The 19,085-nt window shown below is 57.8% G+C and carries 16 protein-coding genes; 13 read left to right on the forward strand and 3 right to left on the reverse strand.

What is annotated here, in order from left to right; genetic code table 11:
• Positions 1-26: 26 nt before the first annotated feature.
• Entirely contained in the window at positions 27-1,262 is a 1,236-nt protein-coding gene (locus tag MWU38_RS14820) for a putative 2OG-Fe(II) oxygenase (RefSeq protein ID WP_247272559.1), read from the forward strand.
• Between the two features lie 108 nt (positions 1,263-1,370).
• Here the strand turns inward: MWU38_RS14820 and MWU38_RS14825 are convergent, their stop codons facing one another.
• Both MWU38_RS14825 and MWU38_RS14830 read right to left on the reverse strand, forming a co-directional pair.
• Positions 1,371-2,684, reverse strand: coding sequence for a hypothetical protein (locus MWU38_RS14825; protein ID WP_247272560.1), 1,314 nt, complete (start codon positions 2,682-2,684; stop codon positions 1,371-1,373).
• A 94-nt stretch (positions 2,685-2,778) separates the two neighbouring features.
• Positions 2,779-5,094, reverse strand: coding sequence for a patatin-like protein (locus MWU38_RS14830; RefSeq protein ID WP_247272561.1), 2,316 nt, complete (start codon positions 5,092-5,094; stop codon positions 2,779-2,781).
• A gap of 75 nt (positions 5,095-5,169) precedes the next feature.
• Here MWU38_RS14830 and radA point away from each other — a divergent pair, with 75 nt between their 5' ends.
• From radA to MWU38_RS14875, 9 genes are all read left to right on the forward strand, one after another.
• The gene (gene radA / locus MWU38_RS14835) at positions 5,170-6,537 is read left to right on the forward strand and encodes a DNA repair protein RadA (RefSeq protein WP_247272562.1); all 1,368 of its coding nucleotides are present in this window, start codon (positions 5,170-5,172) and stop codon (positions 6,535-6,537) included.
• A 14-nt stretch (positions 6,538-6,551) separates the two neighbouring features.
• Positions 6,552-7,085 carry a CvpA family protein gene (locus tag MWU38_RS14840; protein ID WP_247272563.1) on the forward strand — a complete coding sequence of 178 codons (534 nt, stop codon included), beginning with the start codon at positions 6,552-6,554 and terminating at the stop codon, positions 7,083-7,085.
• Positions 7,086-7,094: 9 nt separating this feature from the next.
• Entirely contained in the window at positions 7,095-7,547 is a 453-nt protein-coding gene (locus MWU38_RS14845) for an iron-sulfur cluster assembly scaffold protein (RefSeq protein ID WP_247272564.1), read from the forward strand.
• A gap of 49 nt (positions 7,548-7,596) precedes the next feature.
• Positions 7,597-9,255 carry an MFS transporter gene (locus MWU38_RS14850; protein ID WP_247272565.1) on the forward strand — a complete coding sequence of 553 codons (1,659 nt, stop codon included), beginning with the start codon at positions 7,597-7,599 and terminating at the stop codon, positions 9,253-9,255.
• Complete coding sequence (alr, locus tag MWU38_RS14855; RefSeq protein ID WP_247272566.1) at positions 9,242-10,291, forward strand: alanine racemase; 1,050 nt, start codon at positions 9,242-9,244, stop codon at positions 10,289-10,291. Before MWU38_RS14850 ends, alr begins: the two co-directional genes overlap by 14 nt.
• Before the next feature lie 95 nt (positions 10,292-10,386).
• On the forward strand, positions 10,387-10,962 hold the full coding sequence (gene phaR, locus MWU38_RS14860; protein ID WP_247272567.1) for a polyhydroxyalkanoate synthesis repressor PhaR: 576 nt from the start codon (positions 10,387-10,389) through the stop codon (positions 10,960-10,962).
• Positions 10,963-11,051: 89 nt separating this feature from the next.
• Entirely contained in the window at positions 11,052-12,569 is a 1,518-nt protein-coding gene (gene proS / locus MWU38_RS14865) for a proline--tRNA ligase (RefSeq protein WP_247272620.1), read from the forward strand.
• A 33-nt stretch (positions 12,570-12,602) separates the two neighbouring features.
• Positions 12,603-14,882 carry a ribonuclease R gene (gene rnr, locus MWU38_RS14870; protein WP_247272568.1) on the forward strand — a complete coding sequence of 760 codons (2,280 nt, stop codon included), beginning with the start codon at positions 12,603-12,605 and terminating at the stop codon, positions 14,880-14,882.
• A 52-nt stretch (positions 14,883-14,934) separates the two neighbouring features.
• Complete coding sequence (locus MWU38_RS14875; protein WP_247272569.1) at positions 14,935-15,450, forward strand: peroxiredoxin-like family protein; 516 nt, start codon at positions 14,935-14,937, stop codon at positions 15,448-15,450.
• Positions 15,451-15,484: 34 nt separating this feature from the next.
• Here MWU38_RS14875 and MWU38_RS14880 read toward each other — a convergent pair whose 3' ends face one another.
• The gene (locus tag MWU38_RS14880; protein WP_247272570.1) at positions 15,485-15,937 is read right to left on the reverse strand and encodes a universal stress protein; all 453 of its coding nucleotides are present in this window, start codon (positions 15,935-15,937) and stop codon (positions 15,485-15,487) included.
• A gap of 226 nt (positions 15,938-16,163) precedes the next feature.
• Between MWU38_RS14880 and MWU38_RS14885 the strand changes: the two genes are divergently transcribed.
• The 3 genes from MWU38_RS14885 to MWU38_RS14895 form a co-directional block, all read left to right on the forward strand.
• Entirely contained in the window at positions 16,164-17,570 is a 1,407-nt protein-coding gene (locus MWU38_RS14885) for a 2-oxo acid dehydrogenase subunit E2 (protein WP_247272571.1), read from the forward strand.
• Positions 17,571-17,743: 173 nt separating this feature from the next.
• A complete protein-coding gene (locus tag MWU38_RS14890; RefSeq protein WP_247272572.1) occupies positions 17,744-18,118 on the forward strand; it encodes an acyl-CoA thioesterase in 375 nt (124 codons plus the stop codon).
• A 5-nt stretch (positions 18,119-18,123) separates the two neighbouring features.
• Positions 18,124-19,085 (forward strand): FAD-dependent oxidoreductase (locus MWU38_RS14895; protein ID WP_247272573.1); only part of this gene is annotated, 962 nt, incomplete at its 3' end.

Here is a 19,085-nt window from a genome sequence, read left to right on the forward strand (position 1 = left end):
GCGAGCCCCGAGATCAAAGGCGCGCCTTGTCCCCGAAGTCGGCGGCTTTATCGGCTTTTGAAAAAGGCGATGAGGCCGCGGTGACGCTATTGGCATCGGCTTTGAAAGAGGAGCCTTATGACGGTGGGTTGCTGATCGCTTATGCTGCCTCGCTTCTTCGCTCCGGTCATCCAGACCCCTTCGATCATATCGAACGCGTACTCAGCCAATCGCCGGATTGGGTTGAGGGACACAAGGCCCTTGCGCGATTGAAAGCTGAAGCGCAGGCGGACAATCCGCTGGCTATGATCGAGGCAGCTTTGCAAAAATTGCCAAATCATCCGGCCCTGTGGATGGCATATCTTACGCTTCTGGGCTCTTCTGGTCGACACTCGGAAGCGGCCGAGCACACCGCGCAGTTGCGCCGGAGGATTGCAGATCTTCCCGAGCTTCGGTTGGCTGAAGCTCGTTATAGAGGGTTCGCAGGCGAGCTTGAAGCAGCGCGGGATCTGCTCGCTGGCCTTCCTTCACACCTGCCAGAACTCGGCGTTGAACGCGCACGGTGCGCTTTGCGGCTGGGGCAACTTGATGAGGCCAGCGACCTAATCCAACCCGTTTTGGATAACACCCCTGAAGATATAGGCGCGTGGGCCCTTGCAGAATTGTGTTGGCGAGCAAGCGGAAACCCGCGCCATCAATGGCTTGTCCCGGATGATGAGCTGTTTTCCCAGCGCAATCTGGGCCTGTCGCAAACTGACCTGGAGCAGCTTGCCAAAAGCCTGCGCGCACTTCACGTCACCCGCTCCGCGCCGCTTGGTCAAAGCGTTGAGGGCGGCACTCAAACGCATGGAAATCTAAGACTTCGCGACGATGCAGCTATCATGCATCTGTTTGATCGCATCCACGATGTCGTGGCTGAATACACGCAAAATCTTCCCACGCTGGACCCAGTTCATCCGCTCGCAAAGCTGACAACGAAAGCACCCCAAATCTCTGCAAGCTGGTCTGTCCTGCTGCGAAGCGGGGGGCGTCACGTGCCCCATCTGCACGATGGAGGGCGCATCAGTTCCGCTGTGCATATCGCCGTTCCCGGCGATCTCAAGCCGGAGGAAGGCGCGTTAGAACTGGGCCTACCGCCTGACGACATCCCTCTGAACCTGAAACCGATCGCTTGGTTCGCACCGAAGCCCGGACAGCTCGTTCTTTTTCCAAGCTTTGTCTATCATTCCACATCGCGCTTTGGCGATGGCGAGCGGCTAACCGTTGCCTTTGATGCTGGTTAAACGCGCCGCGGTCAGCGTGCATTTCATCATTCCCCATGGCCGGGAAGACCGCGAAGTGGAAGTTGTTCTCAGGGCCTGGAGCTGGCGCTTGGCATCGGTGTACAGCTACTAAAGACCCAGCTTCCTCATCATCTCATCGGCGGCTTCTTCTTTCGCGCGATTTTCGGCAGCTTTCGCCTTGTAACTCAGTCCAAGCATACCGCTGCGCTCACCGCCGCGTCCGTTGCCATACCAATCGGACAGGAATTCCGCTGCCTTGCTGGACCCGCGATCTGACGCAAGTTTGAATCGCTCGATTGCAAGGTCTTGGTCTTCCGGCACACCTCGCCCTTCGAGTGCCATGAAAGCGAGGTCCAGCGTTGCCTTGGCCATTCCCGCCTCGTGCGCCTGCGTCAGATATTTGACGGCGATGGGAAAGTCGGTACCGAATGGATTGCCGCTGGCCATTGTATGACCGAGTTTATAGGCCGAAACGCTCGATCCAAGATCAGCCGACTGTTGAGCGTATTTGATAAAGAGGTCGCGGTTTTGCGGGAATACGTCGGTTTTTCCGACAAGATACAGGTCGCGAAGCATGGCAAGGGCGCGCTGTGTCCCTGTTGCGGCAAACCTTTCCAGAATTTCCTTGGTTTTTTCGGGTTGTGGGCGGACCAGAAATGTCTGATCCCCGTTCTCGATGTGACCAAACAGAAGGCGGTCTCTCGAAGCTCCGGTAAATCCGTGGAGGTAGATTCGTGCAGCGATGCTCTGCATATCGTAGTCATCGGCCAGCTTTTCCTGCGTCAAATATTGCAGGGCGTTTTCCATCATGGCCTGCTTTTCGGCATAATACACCGCAGCAGCCTCAGCGCGGAATTGCCTGCTTAGAGGGACGCGCTCCATGATGTCCTTGGCCTGATCAAGCTGAGCCTGTTGCTCTCCGGAAAATACCGGCTTGAAGTAAGTTTTTTTCGTGTAATCATCATACTCACATTGGCTACATATCTTCACATCGGCAGCCATCTTGTAAAATTCGTAAGCCGAAGCCGCATCACCGGCCTTTGCGCCGCCTTCGTAGAAATTCATCGCATCCATCGGCCCGCCTTCCGGCGTCCGGCCATACCGCACGAGGTCGCCCATACGCTTGAAAGCAGGGCCATACCCCTCTTCCACAGCAGCCATCAGATACCTTACCTGAAAGGGTAGGATCGCCTTCTTCTCAATAAAGTTCTTGCCCAACTCCTGCTCGATTTTATCCGAAAGCCAGACCATTGAGTAAGGATCGCCATTATCGGCACTGACCATACGCCGCCTGATGTCGGGCCGAGACATAAAGGCCTCCAGATCGGCCTGGAATTCGCTTTGCGCAGGTTGATCTTGTGCAGTTGCTGCAAAAGAGGTCGTTGCGACCAAAGCGCACGCCAGTGCCAGACTTCTAAGCATTATGAACCTCTCGTCTAATGGGCCTCCATTATGAACGCTCGCTTTTGTGAAGTCTCATGACAAACGCTGTTCACTTTTCGCTTTGTTCGATCGCTCAACCGAGCTTTGCCTCAATTTCTTCGCGCAATCGGACCAATGGCTCAGCCTCACACCTGCCTGCGGCCATTTCCTCGTCCAGAATGGCGAGGAAGGCGGCTTTCTTGGTTTCTTTGACGCTGTCGTGCGGCATCGGGTGATCCAGGGTCGAGACCACCAGATCAATCATCCGTTCAGCGCCGTGCAGGCGTCCCCACAGGTAATCATTTTCGCGGTAAGCACGGCTGAAGAATGCGCCGAAGTTATAGAACTCGGTTCCGCGCAAAGTCGCCGCAGTGCCGCCCTCCCTGATCGAGAGGGCGTCATCGGGTGAAATGCGGTCAATTTTTACCGGATCATACTCGTACAGCCTATCGCTTTGCAGGACCGGAAGAGTTGCCGCATCGTAGAAAGGAAAACCGACATAGGTGAGCAGCATACGCCGCTTAAGATTGCGGGGCATTTCTGCCAGAGCCTCCGCCAGAAGTCGTTCGGCCTCTGCGTCGGTTTCGGGCATCAACCGTTTTCGCGCAAGGTAGTCGAGGACCGCGCCTGGGTTCTCCAGCACAAGGGGTGCGATCGCTGCGAAACCCTCGCCCAGAGCGGTAAAGTCGTCGGCACCTTTGTAGAGTTTCATGATCTCATAGATCCGCGTGCGAGCCAGATCGAGTGCATCGTCCGGGATCTCCGGGTCAACCTCCCAATCGCGCGAAAGCCTGCGCGACAAAAGCTGGAGTCGGCGGATGCGAAATCCGACGTCGTGTGTCTGGAAAAAGGCAATCGCAGCGGGCGTGGCACCCCCCGTTTCCCCGCACAATGCCGTCAGACCACGAGCCTTGAGCTCCCGCCGAAACACGCTCGCAATGGTTGTTTCATCGATCATTTTAAGGTCAGGCGCAGCCTGAAGGGTTAACCTCGCGAGGCGTTCGACGATGAAACTGTATTTGGTCTGCGCGTATGCGCCGAAAGTGTAGCCCGCCTGTTCGGCAGCGGCGTGCTGCGCCTTGTGGCGCCACCCGGCGAGCCGTTTGACCGTCGGGCTGTTGAGGAAAAATGTGCGGCCAAACAGCTTCTCAACCGCTCGGTCGATCTCTGGCCGCAGCCCAAGCACAATGCGCCGCAGGCGCTGCGCATCCTTGGATTGCTGTTCGATACGCTCAAGATCGTCGCGGATGGGCTGTTCGCGGGGGATCGTGGACAGCGATCCGAATATCGAGGTGAACCACCCGATCGGTTCCGACGGTTCGCCCGCAACGCGCGATGGGCTACGATCCGGGCGCGGTTCGATATAGACAAATCGCCGGTCGACCTCGCGCTGCGAAGTGCGGCCCGAAATGGCCTTGAGGGCGGCTCCGAATGGCGCATTGACCAGAACTGCACCGTCGATGAGTGCGACATCCTTGATCGAGCCATCGCGCATATGGGTGGGCATTATGCGGGACAAAAAGGCCCCTCGCGAAGCCCAGTGGTGGTCGTTGCTTGCGCCCACGCGGTCGATTTCATCGAGCACCAGCGGCGGAAAGGCTCCGGGAAAGCTGGCTGTTGCCCGCGCTGCGAGAACGAGTTCGAGGCGATCTGCTATTTCCCCGCCAGCCTCAAGCGGGACCGCTTTGCGAAAAGCTATTGGCAGGCGATGCTCGGTCTCTTCAACCATTGGCGGCGAATTAAGCCGCAGCATTTCCGCGTGACCGCGAAAATCGGTGGCGGTCACCAGAAGGTCAATCGGAAAACCGGGTGGTAGGAGCGGCGGGCCTGCACTTGTTGCCGCCATGTTGTGGAGCGCTTCGTATAGCATTTCGGAGAACCGCTCGCCCGAGAACGGAGGGCCAAACCAGCGCCCGCGAACCATCTGCGACACCTTGCCACGCACCTCTTTGCGCGTCTCTGGTGAAACGCTTTCGTCAACCGCGTTGCCGCTGCGCTTCAGGAACCAATCGGCCAGGGGTTGGGCCCAGAACTTGGCAAAACGCCACCCGGGCTGGGCTTCTTCGGCAGTGAGTTCGCTCACGTCGGCGTTCTTAAGCCATAAATCCGTCAAAGGCTCCAACGAGCCGCCGGAATAGAGCGCCTGCGACAGGAACACTGCATTGATCCCGCCCGCGCTTGCCCCCGTCAAAATGTCGGGTAACACCCTCAAACGCAGCGAATGTTCTGTCTCGATCCTGTCAAGAAGTTCGCGATAGACACCGGCGACCCCGTCAATCTCTTCGCCGTCCTGATGCGCGCGGCTAGCTCTGGCGATGTGCCAGATTTCTTTGGTGACACCGTGCATGTAAACAGCAAGGCTGACACCGCCGTAGCAGACGAGAGCGAGACGCAGTTCCTTTTTACGCATTACAAGATGCGTCTTGCAGGGGATTGTTGGGTTTCGCAATTGCGTTCTGCAAATGTTCTGGTAACAACTTCAGGCATGGCGAAAGCAAAAAAACGATATGTTTGCGCAAATTGTGGCGCGGTTTCTCCACGCTGGCAGGGTCAATGCGGTGATTGCGGCGAATGGAATACGCTGACCGAAGACGTGCCCGCGACAGTGTTTTCGCAAAAGCATGATTTATCGAGCGGCGGGCGCGGCATCGAATTTGTGCCACTTAATCAACCCGCAGAATTGCCGGTGCGCAAGTCCACCGGGCTTGCCGAGTTCGACCGCGCGCTTGGCGGTGGGATCGTGCCGGGGTCTGCCATCCTGATGGGCGGCGATCCCGGGATCGGGAAATCCACACTTCTGCTACAAACAGCGGCAACGATTGCGCGCGGCGGCAATGATGTCGTGTATGTCAGCGGTGAGGAAGCTGCGGGGCAAGTGCGGCTTCGGGCGCAACGCCTGGGCGTGGCGGACGCGCCTATTCGCCTCGCCTCGGAAACATCGGTGCGCGATATTCTGACAACATTGGGGCAGGGGGTGCCGCCCGCGCTCCTCGTCATCGATTCGATCCAGACAATGCACTCAGACACCATCGAAGGCGCGCCGGGCACGGTGAGCCAGGTGCGCGGCTGTGCGCTTGAGCTTATCCGATTTGCCAAGGCGACGGGGACAGCGCTCGTGCTGGTCGGTCATGTCACCAAGGATGGCAGTATCGCGGGGCCTCGTGTGCTTGAACACATGGTCGATGTGGTGATGAGTTTCGAAGGCGAGCGTAGCCACCAATACCGGATCCTTCGTGCACTTAAGAACCGCTTTGGCGCGGTCGATGAAATTGGTGTCTTCTCTATGGAAGGGGCAGGGCTGGAGGAGGTTTCGAACCCTTCCATGCTCTTTCTATCGGGTCGCGATCAGCCCTTGGCAGGAAGCGCGGTGTTTCCTGCTCTTGAAGGCACGCGGCCAGTGCTGGTGGAAATTCAGGCTCTCATCGTCCGCCTGCAGTCGGGAGCAACACCAAGGCGTGCGGTCGTGGGATGGGACAACGGGCGGCTCGCAATGCTACTCGCGGTTCTGGAATCGCGTTGCGGGCTCAATTTCTCGAGTGCGGAAGTTTATCTCAATATTGCCGGGGGATATCGATTGTCCGATCCGGCCGCCGATCTGGCAGTGGCCGCTGCGCTTGTCTCGGCGCTTGCCGACAGGCCCTTACCGCAGAAATCCGCATGGTTCGGCGAGGTCTCTCTCGCAGGCGAAATTCGCCCTGTTTCGCACAGCGATCTACGCATGCGCGAAACCGCAAAACTTGGCTTTGTGAAAGGCTACGGCCCATCGGGCGCAAAGACCGGCTCGTCGAAGCTTGAGTATAAAGGCATAAGTCAACTTTCCAATCTCGTTGACCAAGTGATGGCAACCGCATAGTCCGCAAAAGCGTTATGACCGGTTTTGATATAATCGTTCTGATCATCGTCGCAGTGGCGGCCGTTGGCGGGTTCCTTCGCGGGCTTGTGCAAGAGGTGTTGAGCCTCGCTGCATGGATTCTGGCGGCGTGTTCGGTGCACTATCTGCACGGCGATCTCACAAAGTTCCTGCTAGGGTTCTATAATCTGGACCCCGGCGCAGCTATCCTCGCCTTCGCGCTTCTTCTCATCATCCCTTATGCCGCGATGAAGCTGATCGCCAGCAACGTCGGAGAGGCGTCGCGCGGTTCGATACTGGGGCCGATTGACAGGGTTCTCGGATTTGGATTTGGCGCGGTGAAAGGCGCGATTATCGTTGTCTTTGCGTTTTCGGTGCTGGTGCTCGGCTTTGACACGGTGTGGGGATACAAGGGGCGTCCTGACTGGATTTCGCAGGCACGCACCTATCCTGCCGCCGACGCTTTCTCGCGAGAGTTGGTGCGAATGATCGCATCGCGCCGTGCGCGCCTGTCGGACGAGGAACGCGGTAGCGATGGCGATACGGAGTAAGCACGGCTAGTGGCTGAGGCGAGCGTTACCAAGCTCTACACCCCAGACCTTCTCGGGCTGGCCACGAGGCTTGCGGAATTTCCGCTAATCGGAGACTTCGACTACCGTGCTGAAGCGCGCTCGAGGGCTTGTGGCAGCACGATTGAGGTTGGCGTGGATCTCGGTGCCGATGGCGCAATTACCCGGCTCGGACTTCAGGTAAGCGCCTGCGCCATCGGGCAAAGTTCCGCTGCAATCCTCGCGCTAGATGCCAAAGGACACAGCGCAGCTGACTTCAAGCGCGTTCTTGCCGAAATCGAAACATGGCTGGCGAGCGACGAGACAACCCGAACGCCTGTTCCTGATTGGCCCGGCTTTGAGGCGCTCGTGCCAGCGCGCCAGCATCAAGGACGGCACGGTGCGCTCTTATTGGCGTGGACTGCGATCAATCAGGCGCTTTCCACTGCGCCATCCCCGCGTTAAGGCTTCTTGAGAGAAGAAAAAATCGCACGAAACAGGCGAGTGGGGACCTATGTCAGCAACATCTGCAACCAACGAGGCGAGCGCGCTGGGTGAGCGCGAGCCCACGAAGAAGGAAATCCGCCTGGTCGTGGGCGCGTCGAGCGCCGGCACAATCTTTGAGTGGTATGATTTCTTCATCTACGGAACGCTCGCCTACATTCTGAAAGACGCCTTTTACGATGTGGATGACCCGACGCTCGGGCTTTTGCTGGTGTGGTCGACCTTCGCGGTCGGATTTGCGTTTCGCCCAATCGGCGCGATCCTTTTCGGGTTTCTTGGTGACAAGTTGGGGCGCAAATACACTTTCCTTGTGACCGTTACGCTGATGGGTATCGCTACTGCCGGAGTTGGATTTATCCCCACGATCGATACCATAGGCGTGGCAGCGCCCATCATCGTTATCGTCTTGCGGGTTCTCCAGGGCCTGGCGCTGGGCGGTGAATACGGCGGCGCGGCGATCTATGTCGCCGAACACTCTCCCCCCGATCAGCGCGGATATTTTACTAGCTATATCCAGGCCTCGGTTGCCGGCGGTTTCGTCCTTTCAATCATCGTGGTGCTCGGATGCCGTTTCCTGATACCTGAGGCGGATTTTGAAGCATGGGGCTGGCGCGTTCCATTCCTCCTTTCAATTCTCCTTCTCGCAATCTCGCTCTGGATGCGGCTCATGCTGTCGGAAAGCCCGGTTTTCCAAGCAATGAAAGAGGCGGGCGAGACAAGCGGCAACCCCTTTATCGAAAGCTTCACCTACCCCGGCAACAAGAAACGCATCTTTGCCGCTCTGTTCGGCGTGACAGGCATCCTCACAACCATCTGGTATACTGCGTTCTTCTCAGGAATGAGCTTTCTGAGGGGGCCTATGCACGTTGACCCGTTCACCGTTGAAGTCATCCTTCTTATTGCTGGTGCCATTGCGATGAGCTTCTATATCTTTGTCGGCAAATGGTCGGACAAGGTCGGGCGAAAGAAGCCGATCATAATCGGCGCGCTCGCAACCTTGGCGTTGCTTTTCCCGACATTCTGGGGGCTGGGGAGTCTTGCGAACCCCGGCCTTGCAGAAGCGTCCGAGCGCGCGCCTATCGTGGTGAGTGGGCCAGAATGTGTGACCGATCCTTTTGCCGAACTGTTCGACCGTGAACAAACCGATTGCGGCAAGATTCTTGGCACTCTCACAGCTTCGGGTGTTGCCTATACACTCATGCCGGGCGACACGCTTTCGATCACAGTTGACGGCAATGAAATCGCCGCTGAGCCCGAATGGTACGAAAGCGGGCAAGCACGCACCGAGGGCCTGCAGAATGCTCTTGGCGAATTCGGCTTCGACTTTTCCAAGCAGCAGCCCGAGTTCATCAATATCGTCGGGATCATCGGGCTTTTGCTTATGCTCGGGATGCTCTCGGCGCTCACTTACGGATCAGTCGCGGCGCTCCTTTCCGAGATGTTTCCGCCGAAAATCCGCTATTCCTCCATGTCGATCCCTTATCACATCGGCGCAGGCTATCTTGGCGGGTTCCTGCCTCTGATCGCCGGCGTGATTGTGGCGAGCACAGGCGATATTTACGCGGGGCTGTGGTACACATGGGCGGTTGTAGCGTTCGGCGTGGTCGTCGCATGGTGGGGCATCCCCGGCGGGCCTCCTAAAGATTTTGAAGACGATGCAACTGCCTGACGCTCTGGCGCCTGAACCCACGGTTAGACTTCGCCTCGACAAGCAGGCCCTCGCACACAATTGGCGCGCGCTCGATCAATTGTCAGGCAACGCATCGGCAGGCGCTGCGGTGAAGGCCAATTGCTACGGTCTTGGCGTGGGCGCTTGCGTACCGGTCCTTCGCGATGCGGGCTGCGACGCGTTTTTCGTCGCCCATTGGACTGAGGTCGAGGCGCTGTTGCCGCACGTCGACGCAGCGCAAATCGCCGTGCTGCACGGTCCGGTTCGCGATGACGATGTCGCATTTGCCAAGGCAACCGGGGTGGTGCCGGTCCTGAACTCGCTCTCCCAAGTTCGCCGTTGGAATGCGGCGGGGGGAGGGCGGTGTCATTTGATGGTGGACACAGGGATCAACCGTCTGGGTATCGCCCCAAGTGAGCTTGGCGATCCGGAAATTGCGAAACTTGATGTCGATGTCTTGATGAGCCATCTGGCCAGTGCGGATGAAGACAGCGCGACAAACGAGAGGCAACTCAAAGCGTTCCGCGAGTGCCTGCCTGCTGTGGAACACAACCGTGCCAGCCTTGCCAACAGCGCTGGCATAGCGCTTGGCACTGAATTTGGCTTTGATCTAACCCGTCCGGGCCTCGCGCTTTATGGTGGTATCCCAAGGCCTGAACTCGCGAACAGCATCCGTCAGGTCGCTTTTGTTGATGCGGTCATCATGCAAATCCGGACCATCTGCGAAGGTGACGCCGTTGGTTACAATGGCGAATTTATCGCGCCATCTCCCATGCGTGTTGCCACGGTTTCCCTGGGGTATGCCGATGGGTTTCTGCGCAGCAGGGGACCGGGTGCAGCTTTGCAACACGGGGAGGCGTTGCTGCCCGTCCTCGGCAAGGTGTCGATGGATATGATTGTCGTCGATATGGCCAAGACGCCTGAGCTCGGCGAGGGGGATTGGCTCCACGTGCCTATGCACCTGCCCGATGCAGCAGAGCATAGCGGTTTATCCCAATATGAATTGCTGACGGTTATCGGCTCCCGCCTTCGCTGAGAACGGCGCAATCGCACCATGATCAATACGCTTGTTGCACCGCACTATGTGCAGGTGCTAAGATACAATCATTAACAGGCTTTCCGGGAAATATTATGGCTCGCAAATCTGCCGAAGCGGCAAACAATGTCGATGAGAACACCATCGTCATCAAGAAGTACGCCAATCGGCGGCTCTATAACACGGCCTCATCAAGCTATATCACTCTGGAAGATCTCGCGAAAATGGTGCGGGATAATGTCGAGTTTGCGGTGTTCGATGCAAAGACTGGTGAAGACATCACCCGCTCGATCCTGACGCAGATCATCATGGATGAAGAGGCCAATGGAGGCCAAATGCTGCCTGTCGGATTCCTGCGACAACTGATCTCTATGTACGGCAACTCGATGCAAAATCTGATGCCTTCCTACCTTGATGCTACGATGACCAATTTTCGTGAGCGCCAAAGCGAAATTCGCGAAGCCTTTGACAAAGGCATGCAGAATAATCCGCTAACCGCCATTCACGAAACCAATATGGCCATGATGCGCGCTGCGGCCGAAACCTTTATTCCCGGTGTTACCAAGAAGAAGGCAGATCCGGCCGACAGCGGCGAGGCAACTGACGAAATCGCGGCGCTTCGTGAGCAGATGGCCGCCATGCAAAAGAAGCTGGACGAACTGGGCAAATAGGGGCAGGGCTCCAGCTCAAAACAAAGCAAAGATCGAGCAGGAAATTCCAAGTGTCTGACAGTCGCCCAGCGATCAAACACGCGCTGAACATGAAGCGCGAAAACGATTTCGCCAAATGGTATCAAGAGGTCATCACCGCAGCTGATCTTGCTGAAGAATCTGGCGTTCGTGGCTGCATGGTGATCAAGCCTTGGGGCTATGGCATTTGGGAGCGCGTTCAGCGCCTTATGGACGACCGGATAAAGGATGCCGGCATCGACAATGCCTACTTCCCGCTCTTTATTCCGCTTGCCAATTTCGAGCGTGAGGCCGACCACGTTGATGGTTTCGCCAAAGAAATGGCGGTGGTCACTCATCACCGGCTGATTGCGGACGGCAAGGGTGGATTGATCCCTGATCCGGAAGCAAAACTCGAAGAACCGCTGGTCGTGCGCCCAACGTCCGAGACGATCATTGGCGATGCGATGGCACGCTGGGTTCAGTCATGGCGTGATCTTCCACTGAAGCTCAACCAATGGGCCAATGTTGTGCGCTGGGAAATGCGCACCCGCATGTTCCTGCGAACGAGCGAGTTTCTCTGGCAAGAGGGTCACACCGCTCATGCCACACGCGAAGAGGCGCTGGAGGAAACCCACCGCGCCCTCGAGATGTACCGCGCGTGCCTTGAGGAAGACCTGGCGATGCCAGTTATCGCTGGCGAAAAACCTGAAAACGAGCGTTTCCCGGGCGCAGACGAAACCTGGTCGGTCGAGGCGATGATGCAGGATGGCAAGGCGCTTCAAGCTGGTACTTCGCATTATCTTGGCACGTCTTTCGCCGAGGCGGCTAACATTCAATATCAGGACAACGACGGCGAGCATCAACTGTGCCACACCACCAGCTGGGGCACATCCACGCGCATGATCGGCGGGGTCGTGATGACGCATGGCGATGACGACGGTTTGCGTGTGCCGCCGCGCATTGCGCCGCATCAGGTTATTATCCTGCCCATGTTGCGCGACAAACCTGAAGACGAGGCGGTTCTCGCCTATTGCGAGGAAGTGCGCGCATCCCTGAAAGGTCTCACCGCGCTGGGCGAACCGATCCGCGTGTTGCTTGACAAATCGCCGGGCAAAGCGGCGACCAAGCGTTGGAACTGGGTCAAAAAAGGCGCGCCTGTAATCGTCGAAGTGGGCCCGCGCGATATGGAAAACGGCAAGGTGGCCGTTCTTCGTCGCGATGCGCTCTGGAACACGGATAATGGCAAGCCTGCGATGGCGTTCACCCCGCGTGACGAATTCGCAGGCGGCGTGGCCCGGCTTCTTGAAGATATTCAATCGGGCCTTTTCAACGAAGCAGCAGAGCGCCGCGATACAAACATCACCCGCGGCCTCACCGACTGGCACGATGTAGTCAATTCGTTCCGTAAGGGCGGCAAATATCCGGGCTGGGTCGAGGTTCAATGGGCGCGGCCTACGGGCGCTGAACTTGAGGCAGTGGTTGAAAAGTTGAAGGCGGAAAAACTCACCTTCCGCAATGTGCCGCGTGACAGCGAGCCAGCGGACGGGACCTGCATCTTTTCGGGCAAGCCGGCGGTCGAGCGTATCCTTGTGGCGCGCGCCTACTAAATGGCGGGTCGCAAACCCAAGCAATCCGGGGGAATGCCTTCCAAGAAGCAGATCCTTGAGTTTATCCAGACCTCGGATACGCCTGCTGGGAAGAGAGAGATCGCGCGCGCTTTTGGTCTCAAGGGGCAGGAGAAAATCACCCTCAAACGCATTCTGAAGGATATGGCTGAAGAAGGGCTGATAGACGGCAAGAAAGCCGCCTATCACCGCATGGGCGGCGTTCCAAAGGTGACGGTCTTGCGCGTCGTCGAGATCGAAGATGGCGAAGCCATTGCAATCCCCGACAATTGGTCACCCGAAGCGCCCGAAAAGCCGCCTCGTCTAACCCTTCGCGAACTGAAAGGGCGCGGCGGCAAACGTCCGCCTGCCTTGAAGCGCGGAGATCGTGTGCTGTCGCGCACCGAGGAGACCGAGGCAGGCTGGATCGCCTTCCCGATGAAGAAGCTTCCGCCGCGCACCGAAGGCTTAATGGGCGTTGTCGAGATGGACGGTGGCGGCAAGCCGTGGCTTGCGCCTGTCGACAAACGCGTGCGCGATTCGGCCAGGATTGTTGACCTTGGCGAAGCCGAGGAAGGGCAGCTGGTGATCGCAGAGCGCGCAGGCCGCTCCGAACGCGCCGGGGTCAAAGTGATCGAAGTCGTGGGCGATCCGCTGGCGCCCAAAAGCTTCAGCCTCATTGCCATCGCAAAGCATGGCATCCCGCATGTTTTCCAAGAAGGCGTGCATGAAGAAGCCGCGCGCGCGGCTAATCTCAAGCTCTCCGAGAGTAAACGCGAAGACCTGCGCGATGTGCCGATCGTCGCCATCGACCCGGCAGATGCGCGTGACCATGACGATGCGATCTGGGCCGAACCGGATGGAAAGGGCGGCTACAACGCGCTCATCGCCATTGCCGATGTAAGCTTCTACGTGCGCCCGGGCTCTGCGCTCGACAAAGAGGCAAGGAAGCGCGGCAATTCGGTCTATTTCCCTGACCGCGTTGTCCCCATGCTGCCCGAGGTGCTCTCGGCCGAAGTGTGTTCTTTGCGAGAGAACGAAGACCGGGCGGCGATGGTGTGCCATGTCCACATCAACAATAGCGGGCAGGTCGAAACCAAACGCTTCACCAGAGCCATCGTGCGCATCCATCACAATATCGCCTACGAGGATGCGCAGGCGACCGTCGATGCGGGTGATCCGCCTGACTACCTCACCCACCTGTGGGGTGCATGGAAACTGCTCGCCTCGGCGCGTGAGAAGCGCGATCCGCTTGAGCTAGAACTGCCCGAACGCCGCGTGGTGTTGAATGAAGAAGGACAGATCGCCGAAATCGCCGTCCGCGAACGCCTCGATGCGCACCGCGTGGTCGAAGATTTCATGATCGCAGCAAATGTTGCGGCTGCAAAGGCGCTCGAGGCCAAGAACTCGCCCGTCGTCTATCGCAACCACGAAGTGCCCGCCCGCGAGAAGATGATTGCGCTGCGCGATTACATGGCAACGCTGGGCAAGAAGCTGGCACTTGGACAGGTCATCACTCCAGGCCTCTTCAACAAGCTTCTGAAAAACATCGAAGATGAGGCCGACAAAGCGCAATTGATGGAAGCGGTGCTTCGTACCCAGACGCAGGCCTATTACGGGCCCGACAACACCGGGCACTTTGGCCTGGCACTGGGTTCCTATGCCCACTTCACCTCGCCCATTCGCCGCTATTCCGATCTTTTAGTCCACCGCGCTCTGGTCGATGCCTATAAGCTCGAACAGCCAAAGCCGCTCGGATCGCTACCCGACACAAGCGGGCTTTCGGACAAAGACCGGTCAAACATCAAAGAGATCAGCGACACGATCAGTCGGACGGAACGCCGTGCGATGGAGGCAGAGCGCGACACCATCGACCGCTATGTCGCCGCGTGGCTCTCTGACAGGGTGGGTCAGAAATTCGACACGCGCATCACCGGGGTGCAAAGCTTCGGCTTCTTCGCAACCATCCTTGGTCTTGGCGGAGACGGGCTGGTGCCGGTCTCGACACTGGGCTCAGAACATTTCCGCTATGAAGAAACAGCACAGGCACTGGTGGGCGAAGACAGCGGGACGACTTATAAGGCTGGCGACCGTTTGAAACTTCAGCTTGCTGAGGCCAATGCGCTCACCGGGGCTCTCAAGTTTGCGCCGCTCGATAGTGATGGCAACGTAATTGAGCCGCGTGGACGGCGGCCTGCACCGCGCTACAAACGGGGTGGTGACACGCGGGGCAATGGACCCAAGAAGGGCAAACACCAGACAAACAAGCGTGGACGCCCGGGCAACATCAGGCATCAGGGCCGCAAGAAGCGTTAACCGATGAAACCATTTCTCCTCTCGCCTGTAGGTAAAACAAAGGAGAAATGACATGATCAAGCCCGGCACACCCGCGCCCACACTCGACCTGCCCCTTACGATTGGTGCGCGCTACGAACTGTCAAAACAGAACCCTGAAAACTTCACTCTCGTCGTGATGTACCGCGGTAAGCACTGCCCGATCTGCAAGCAGCAATTGCAAGACCTTTCTTCCAAGTTGGACGAGTTCACCAAGCGCGGTATTAATGTCGTCGCTGTCTCGATGGACAGCGAAGAGCGTGCGATGGTCGTTCACAAGGAATGGGATACAGGTGATGTCCCGCTTGCGTATAATATGAGCGAAGAGAAGGCACGCGAATGGGGTCTTTTCATCTCTGAAGCGCGTGAAGGCAGCGAAGAACCTGCTGTGTTCTCGGAACCCGGAATGTTTTTAGTCAGGCCAAATGGCGATCTGTATTTTGAAAGCATCCAGAACGCGCCGTTCACCCGGCCTCCGCTCGACGACCTTATCAAGGGTATCGATTTTATCATGAACAACGATTATCCGACACGCGGAACGCTGACCTAAACGTCTGAATATTCGAAAGAACCAAATTGGCCGATCACGCGGAGTGGTCGGCCATTTTTTCGTCATAGCCTTCAGGAATGATGTATACCGGGCAACCGACGCTCCCTGCATTAGCCGCAAAGTGTGTTACCAACGGACCCGGCGAGCTTCCCTCGGCAGCGCCAAGCACGAGGGCGGCGACTTCTTTGTGGTTGGCCAAAAATTCGCTTACGATCTTGGGGCCATTGCCGATCTTAACTGAAATTGTCGGCATGACGCCGCTTTCGGCTAACAGATTGCCAGCCACGCCGTTCGCGAGCATTTCAGCACGGTCACGTGCTTCCTGTTCGATTGTTGCCTGTACGCCGCCGAATGCGCTGAAATTCTGCTGCGTCACAAGAGCGAGCAAGTGCACCGCACCTCCCACTTGCACCGCGCGCCGGGCCGCATAACGCAAGGCGGCACGCGCTTCATCGCTTTCATCGATTATAACCAGAAACGTGCGCATTCGTGTTGCCTCCCTGGCCCTTGCCGAAAGGTATCTCGAAACTTGCGTCGATTTGCAAGTTGCCCTGTCGTCCGAGCTGTGAAGTCTGGTCAACGACCCCGATGGAATTAAGTTTCATGGATGGAGCCGTGCGAATGAAGTCGTATTCAGGGACTTGCTCGACAGCCTCGCAGGCCGTACCGGAAAGCAGTAGCTTTGACGAACATCTTGGGGACCTTGTCAGCCGATGGCCATTGAACTGAAAATGCCTGCTCTTTCGCCTACCATGGAAGAGGGGACGCTGGCGCGCTGGCTTGTGAAAGTGGGCGACGAGATTGCTTCTGGCGATATTATGGCTGAAATCGAAACCGACAAGGCGACAATGGAGTTCGAAGCTGTTGATGAGGGCACGTTGGCAGCAATCCTCATCGAAGAAGGCACTGAGAATGTGAGCGTGGGCACAGTCATCGCGATGCTCGCGGAAGACGGCGAGGATGTCGGCGATGTGAGCGCACCGTCTGCCGCTGAGCCATCCGCTCCTGAAACCGAGGGTGATCCCGATGCAAAGCCCGACGCGGCTCCTGCGCCGGTTGAAGCCGCCTCCGACAGCAATGCCAAGGCAAGCCCTCTTGCCAAACGCATCGCCGCTAGCGAGGGCGTGGACCTTGCCGCGGTGCAGGGCACAGGCCCCAAGGGCCGGATTGTGAAAGCAGACGTGGAAGCGGCCGCCGGAGGATCTTCGAACGTGGTCGAGCTTCGCACAGGCGACCGGGTCATCGCATCGCCATTGGCGCGCAGACTTGCAGAAGAACAAAGCATCGATCTGGCAGCAGTTGGCGGTTCTGGTCCCGGCGGCCGGGTGATAAAAGCCGACATCGACAATTACACGCCGGCAGCGCAAACATCCGAGGCGCCAGCGAAGGATGCGCCCAAGAAGGCTGCTGCCCCAGCCAACGATCTCGACGCGCCGTATGAGGAGCAAAAACTGAATAATGTGCGCAAGGTGATTGCGCGCAGGCTCACCGAGGCGAAGCAGACGGTCCCGCATATTTACCTCACCGTTGATGTGCGTCTCGATCCGCTCTTGAAAGTGCGCAAGGAAATCAACGCGGCTCTTGAAGCGGACGGCGTGAAGCTCTCGGTCAACGACCTCATTATCAAGGCACTCGCCAAGGCGCTTACTCGTGAACCGCAGTGCAATGTGTCGTTCCAGGGCGATGTGATGCATCAATATAGCCGCGCCGATATCTCGGTCGCGGTGGCTGCGCCAAGCGGTCTCATCACCCCGATCATCCGCGATGCGGGCAACAAGAGCCTGGCTGCGATCTCTTCCGAAATGAAAGAGCTTGCCGGCAAGGCGCGCGAGGGCAAGCTTCAGCCGCACGAGTTTCAGGGCGGCACCGCCTCGCTTTCGAACCTCGGCATGTTCGGCACGAAGCAATTCGATGCCGTCATCAACCCGCCACAGGGCATGATCCTTGCGGTCGGAGCAGGGGAACAGCGGCCCCATGTGGTGGACGGCGAGTTGACCGTCGCAACCGTGATGAGCGTTACCGGCAGCTTCGACCACCGCGCGATTGACGGTGTGGACGGCGCAAAATTGCTCGACCAATTCCGCAGCCTGATCGAGAACCCGATGGGGCTGGTGGTTTAGGACACTGTCCTACAAAGCGCATTGTGTGTTTGAGTGAAAGGCGCGATGAAATTGTCCGGTTTCTTTTCGAAAACCCAAGCTCTTGGCCTGTTTTTGGGCCAGAAGATTTTCGCGCCCTGGACGGTGTCTCAAGTGTCTCAAACTCGGCATATGGACAGTAGGACACACCAATCATGACAGACCGCCAACCCCAAATCCGCACAACCGCGATGCCGACGGATCTCAACCCCTACGGCGGAGTGTTTGGCGGCTGGTTGATGGCGCAAATGGCGCTGGGTGCAGGCTCGCTCGCAAGCCGCACCGCCAACGCAAAAGCCGTGGTTGTGCATGCCACCGACTTTACGTTCCCCGGCGCCATGCAGGTGGGCGATGAACTTTCGATCTACTGCGAACTCCTTCAAACCGGGCGCACTTCGATGACTATTCAGGCCGAAGGTATTGCGCGCACCCGCAATGGCGAAGACACCATCAAGGTGTGCGCCGGCACTTTCAAATTCGTCGCTCTTGATGAAAGCGACAAACCTTTGACACTTCCTCCCCAAGGATAACGAAAATGGCTGATGCAAACTACGACGTGATTGTGCTGGGCTCTGGCCCTGGTGGCTATGTGGCGGCCATTCGTGCCTCGCAATTGGGATTGAAGACCGCGATTGTGGAGCGTGAACTGCTTGGAGGCATCTGCCTCAACTGGGGCTGTATTCCGACCAAGGCGATGCTGCGCAGCGCGGAAGTCTTTCACCAGATGAACCATGCAAGCGATTATGGTCTCAAAGTCGCTGGCGAGATCGAGGCTGATCTGGAAGCGATTGTGAAACGTTCGCGCGGCGTTGCCAAACAGCTTAATCAGGGCGTCACCCATTTGATGAAGAAGAACAAAATCACCGTCCACATGGGCGAGGGGCGGCTGTCGGGTCCAACCTCGCTCACGGTGACAAGCGATAAGGGCGAGGAAGAACTCACCGCCAAGCATATCATCGTCGCCACCGGTGCGCGTGCACGCGATCTGCCTTTTGCGCCCGCAGACGGGAAGCGCGTTTGGACCTATCGCCATGCGATGACCCCGCCCGAAAAACCGACCAAACTTCTGGTGATCGGATCAGGCGCAATCGGGATCGAATTTGCCAGCTTCTACAACGACATTGGCGTTGATGTGACCGTGGTCGAGATGCTCGACCGGATCGTGCCGGTGGAAGATGCAGACGTATCGACCTTCCTTGAAAAGAGCCTGACCAAGCAAGGCATTGCGATTATGACCGGGGCAGGGGTCGAAGACCTGAAGGTTGGCGACAAGAGCGTGACGGCGACGATCAAGGACAAGGACGGCAATACCGAAACCACCGAGTTCAGCCACGTGATCACCGCGATTGGCATCGTGCCCAACACCGAAGATATCGGCCTCGACGATCTTGCCGAGATGGACAAGGGCTTTATCCAGATTGACGAATATGGCCGCACCAAGTCGGATGGCCTGTGGGCGATTGGCGATTGCACGCCGGGGCCATGGCTCGCGCACAA

The organism is Qipengyuania sp. S6317L1 (genome assembly GCF_023015615.1).
Classification (GTDB): Bacteria; Pseudomonadota; Alphaproteobacteria; order Sphingomonadales; family Sphingomonadaceae; genus Erythrobacter.

Excerpts from the sequence above, each read along its gene's own strand:
- MWU38_RS14890 (WP_247272572.1), top strand. The coding sequence starts at position 17,744 with ATGACAGACCGCCAACCCCAAATCCGCACAACCGCGATGCCGACGGAT.
- MWU38_RS14830 (WP_247272561.1), bottom strand. The coding sequence starts at position 5,094 with ATGCGTAAAAAGGAACTGCGTCTCGCTCTCGTCTGCTACGGCGGTGTC.
- radA (WP_247272562.1), top strand. The coding sequence starts at position 5,170 with ATGGCGAAAGCAAAAAAACGATATGTTTGCGCAAATTGTGGCGCGGTT.
- MWU38_RS14850 (WP_247272565.1), top strand. The coding sequence starts at position 7,597 with ATGTCAGCAACATCTGCAACCAACGAGGCGAGCGCGCTGGGTGAGCGC.
- alr (WP_247272566.1), top strand. The coding sequence starts at position 9,242 with ATGCAACTGCCTGACGCTCTGGCGCCTGAACCCACGGTTAGACTTCGC.
- phaR (WP_247272567.1), top strand. The coding sequence starts at position 10,387 with ATGGCTCGCAAATCTGCCGAAGCGGCAAACAATGTCGATGAGAACACC.
- rnr (WP_247272568.1), top strand. The coding sequence starts at position 12,603 with ATGCCTTCCAAGAAGCAGATCCTTGAGTTTATCCAGACCTCGGATACG.
- MWU38_RS14875 (WP_247272569.1), top strand. The coding sequence starts at position 14,935 with ATGATCAAGCCCGGCACACCCGCGCCCACACTCGACCTGCCCCTTACG.
- MWU38_RS14825 (WP_247272560.1), bottom strand. The coding sequence starts at position 2,684 with ATGCTTAGAAGTCTGGCACTGGCGTGCGCTTTGGTCGCAACGACCTCT.
- MWU38_RS14880 (WP_247272570.1), bottom strand. The coding sequence starts at position 15,937 with ATGCGCACGTTTCTGGTTATAATCGATGAAAGCGATGAAGCGCGTGCC.
- MWU38_RS14885 (WP_247272571.1), top strand. The coding sequence starts at position 16,164 with ATGGCCATTGAACTGAAAATGCCTGCTCTTTCGCCTACCATGGAAGAG.
- proS (WP_247272620.1), top strand. The coding sequence starts at position 11,052 with ATGAAGCGCGAAAACGATTTCGCCAAATGGTATCAAGAGGTCATCACC.
- MWU38_RS14840 (WP_247272563.1), top strand. The coding sequence starts at position 6,552 with ATGACCGGTTTTGATATAATCGTTCTGATCATCGTCGCAGTGGCGGCC.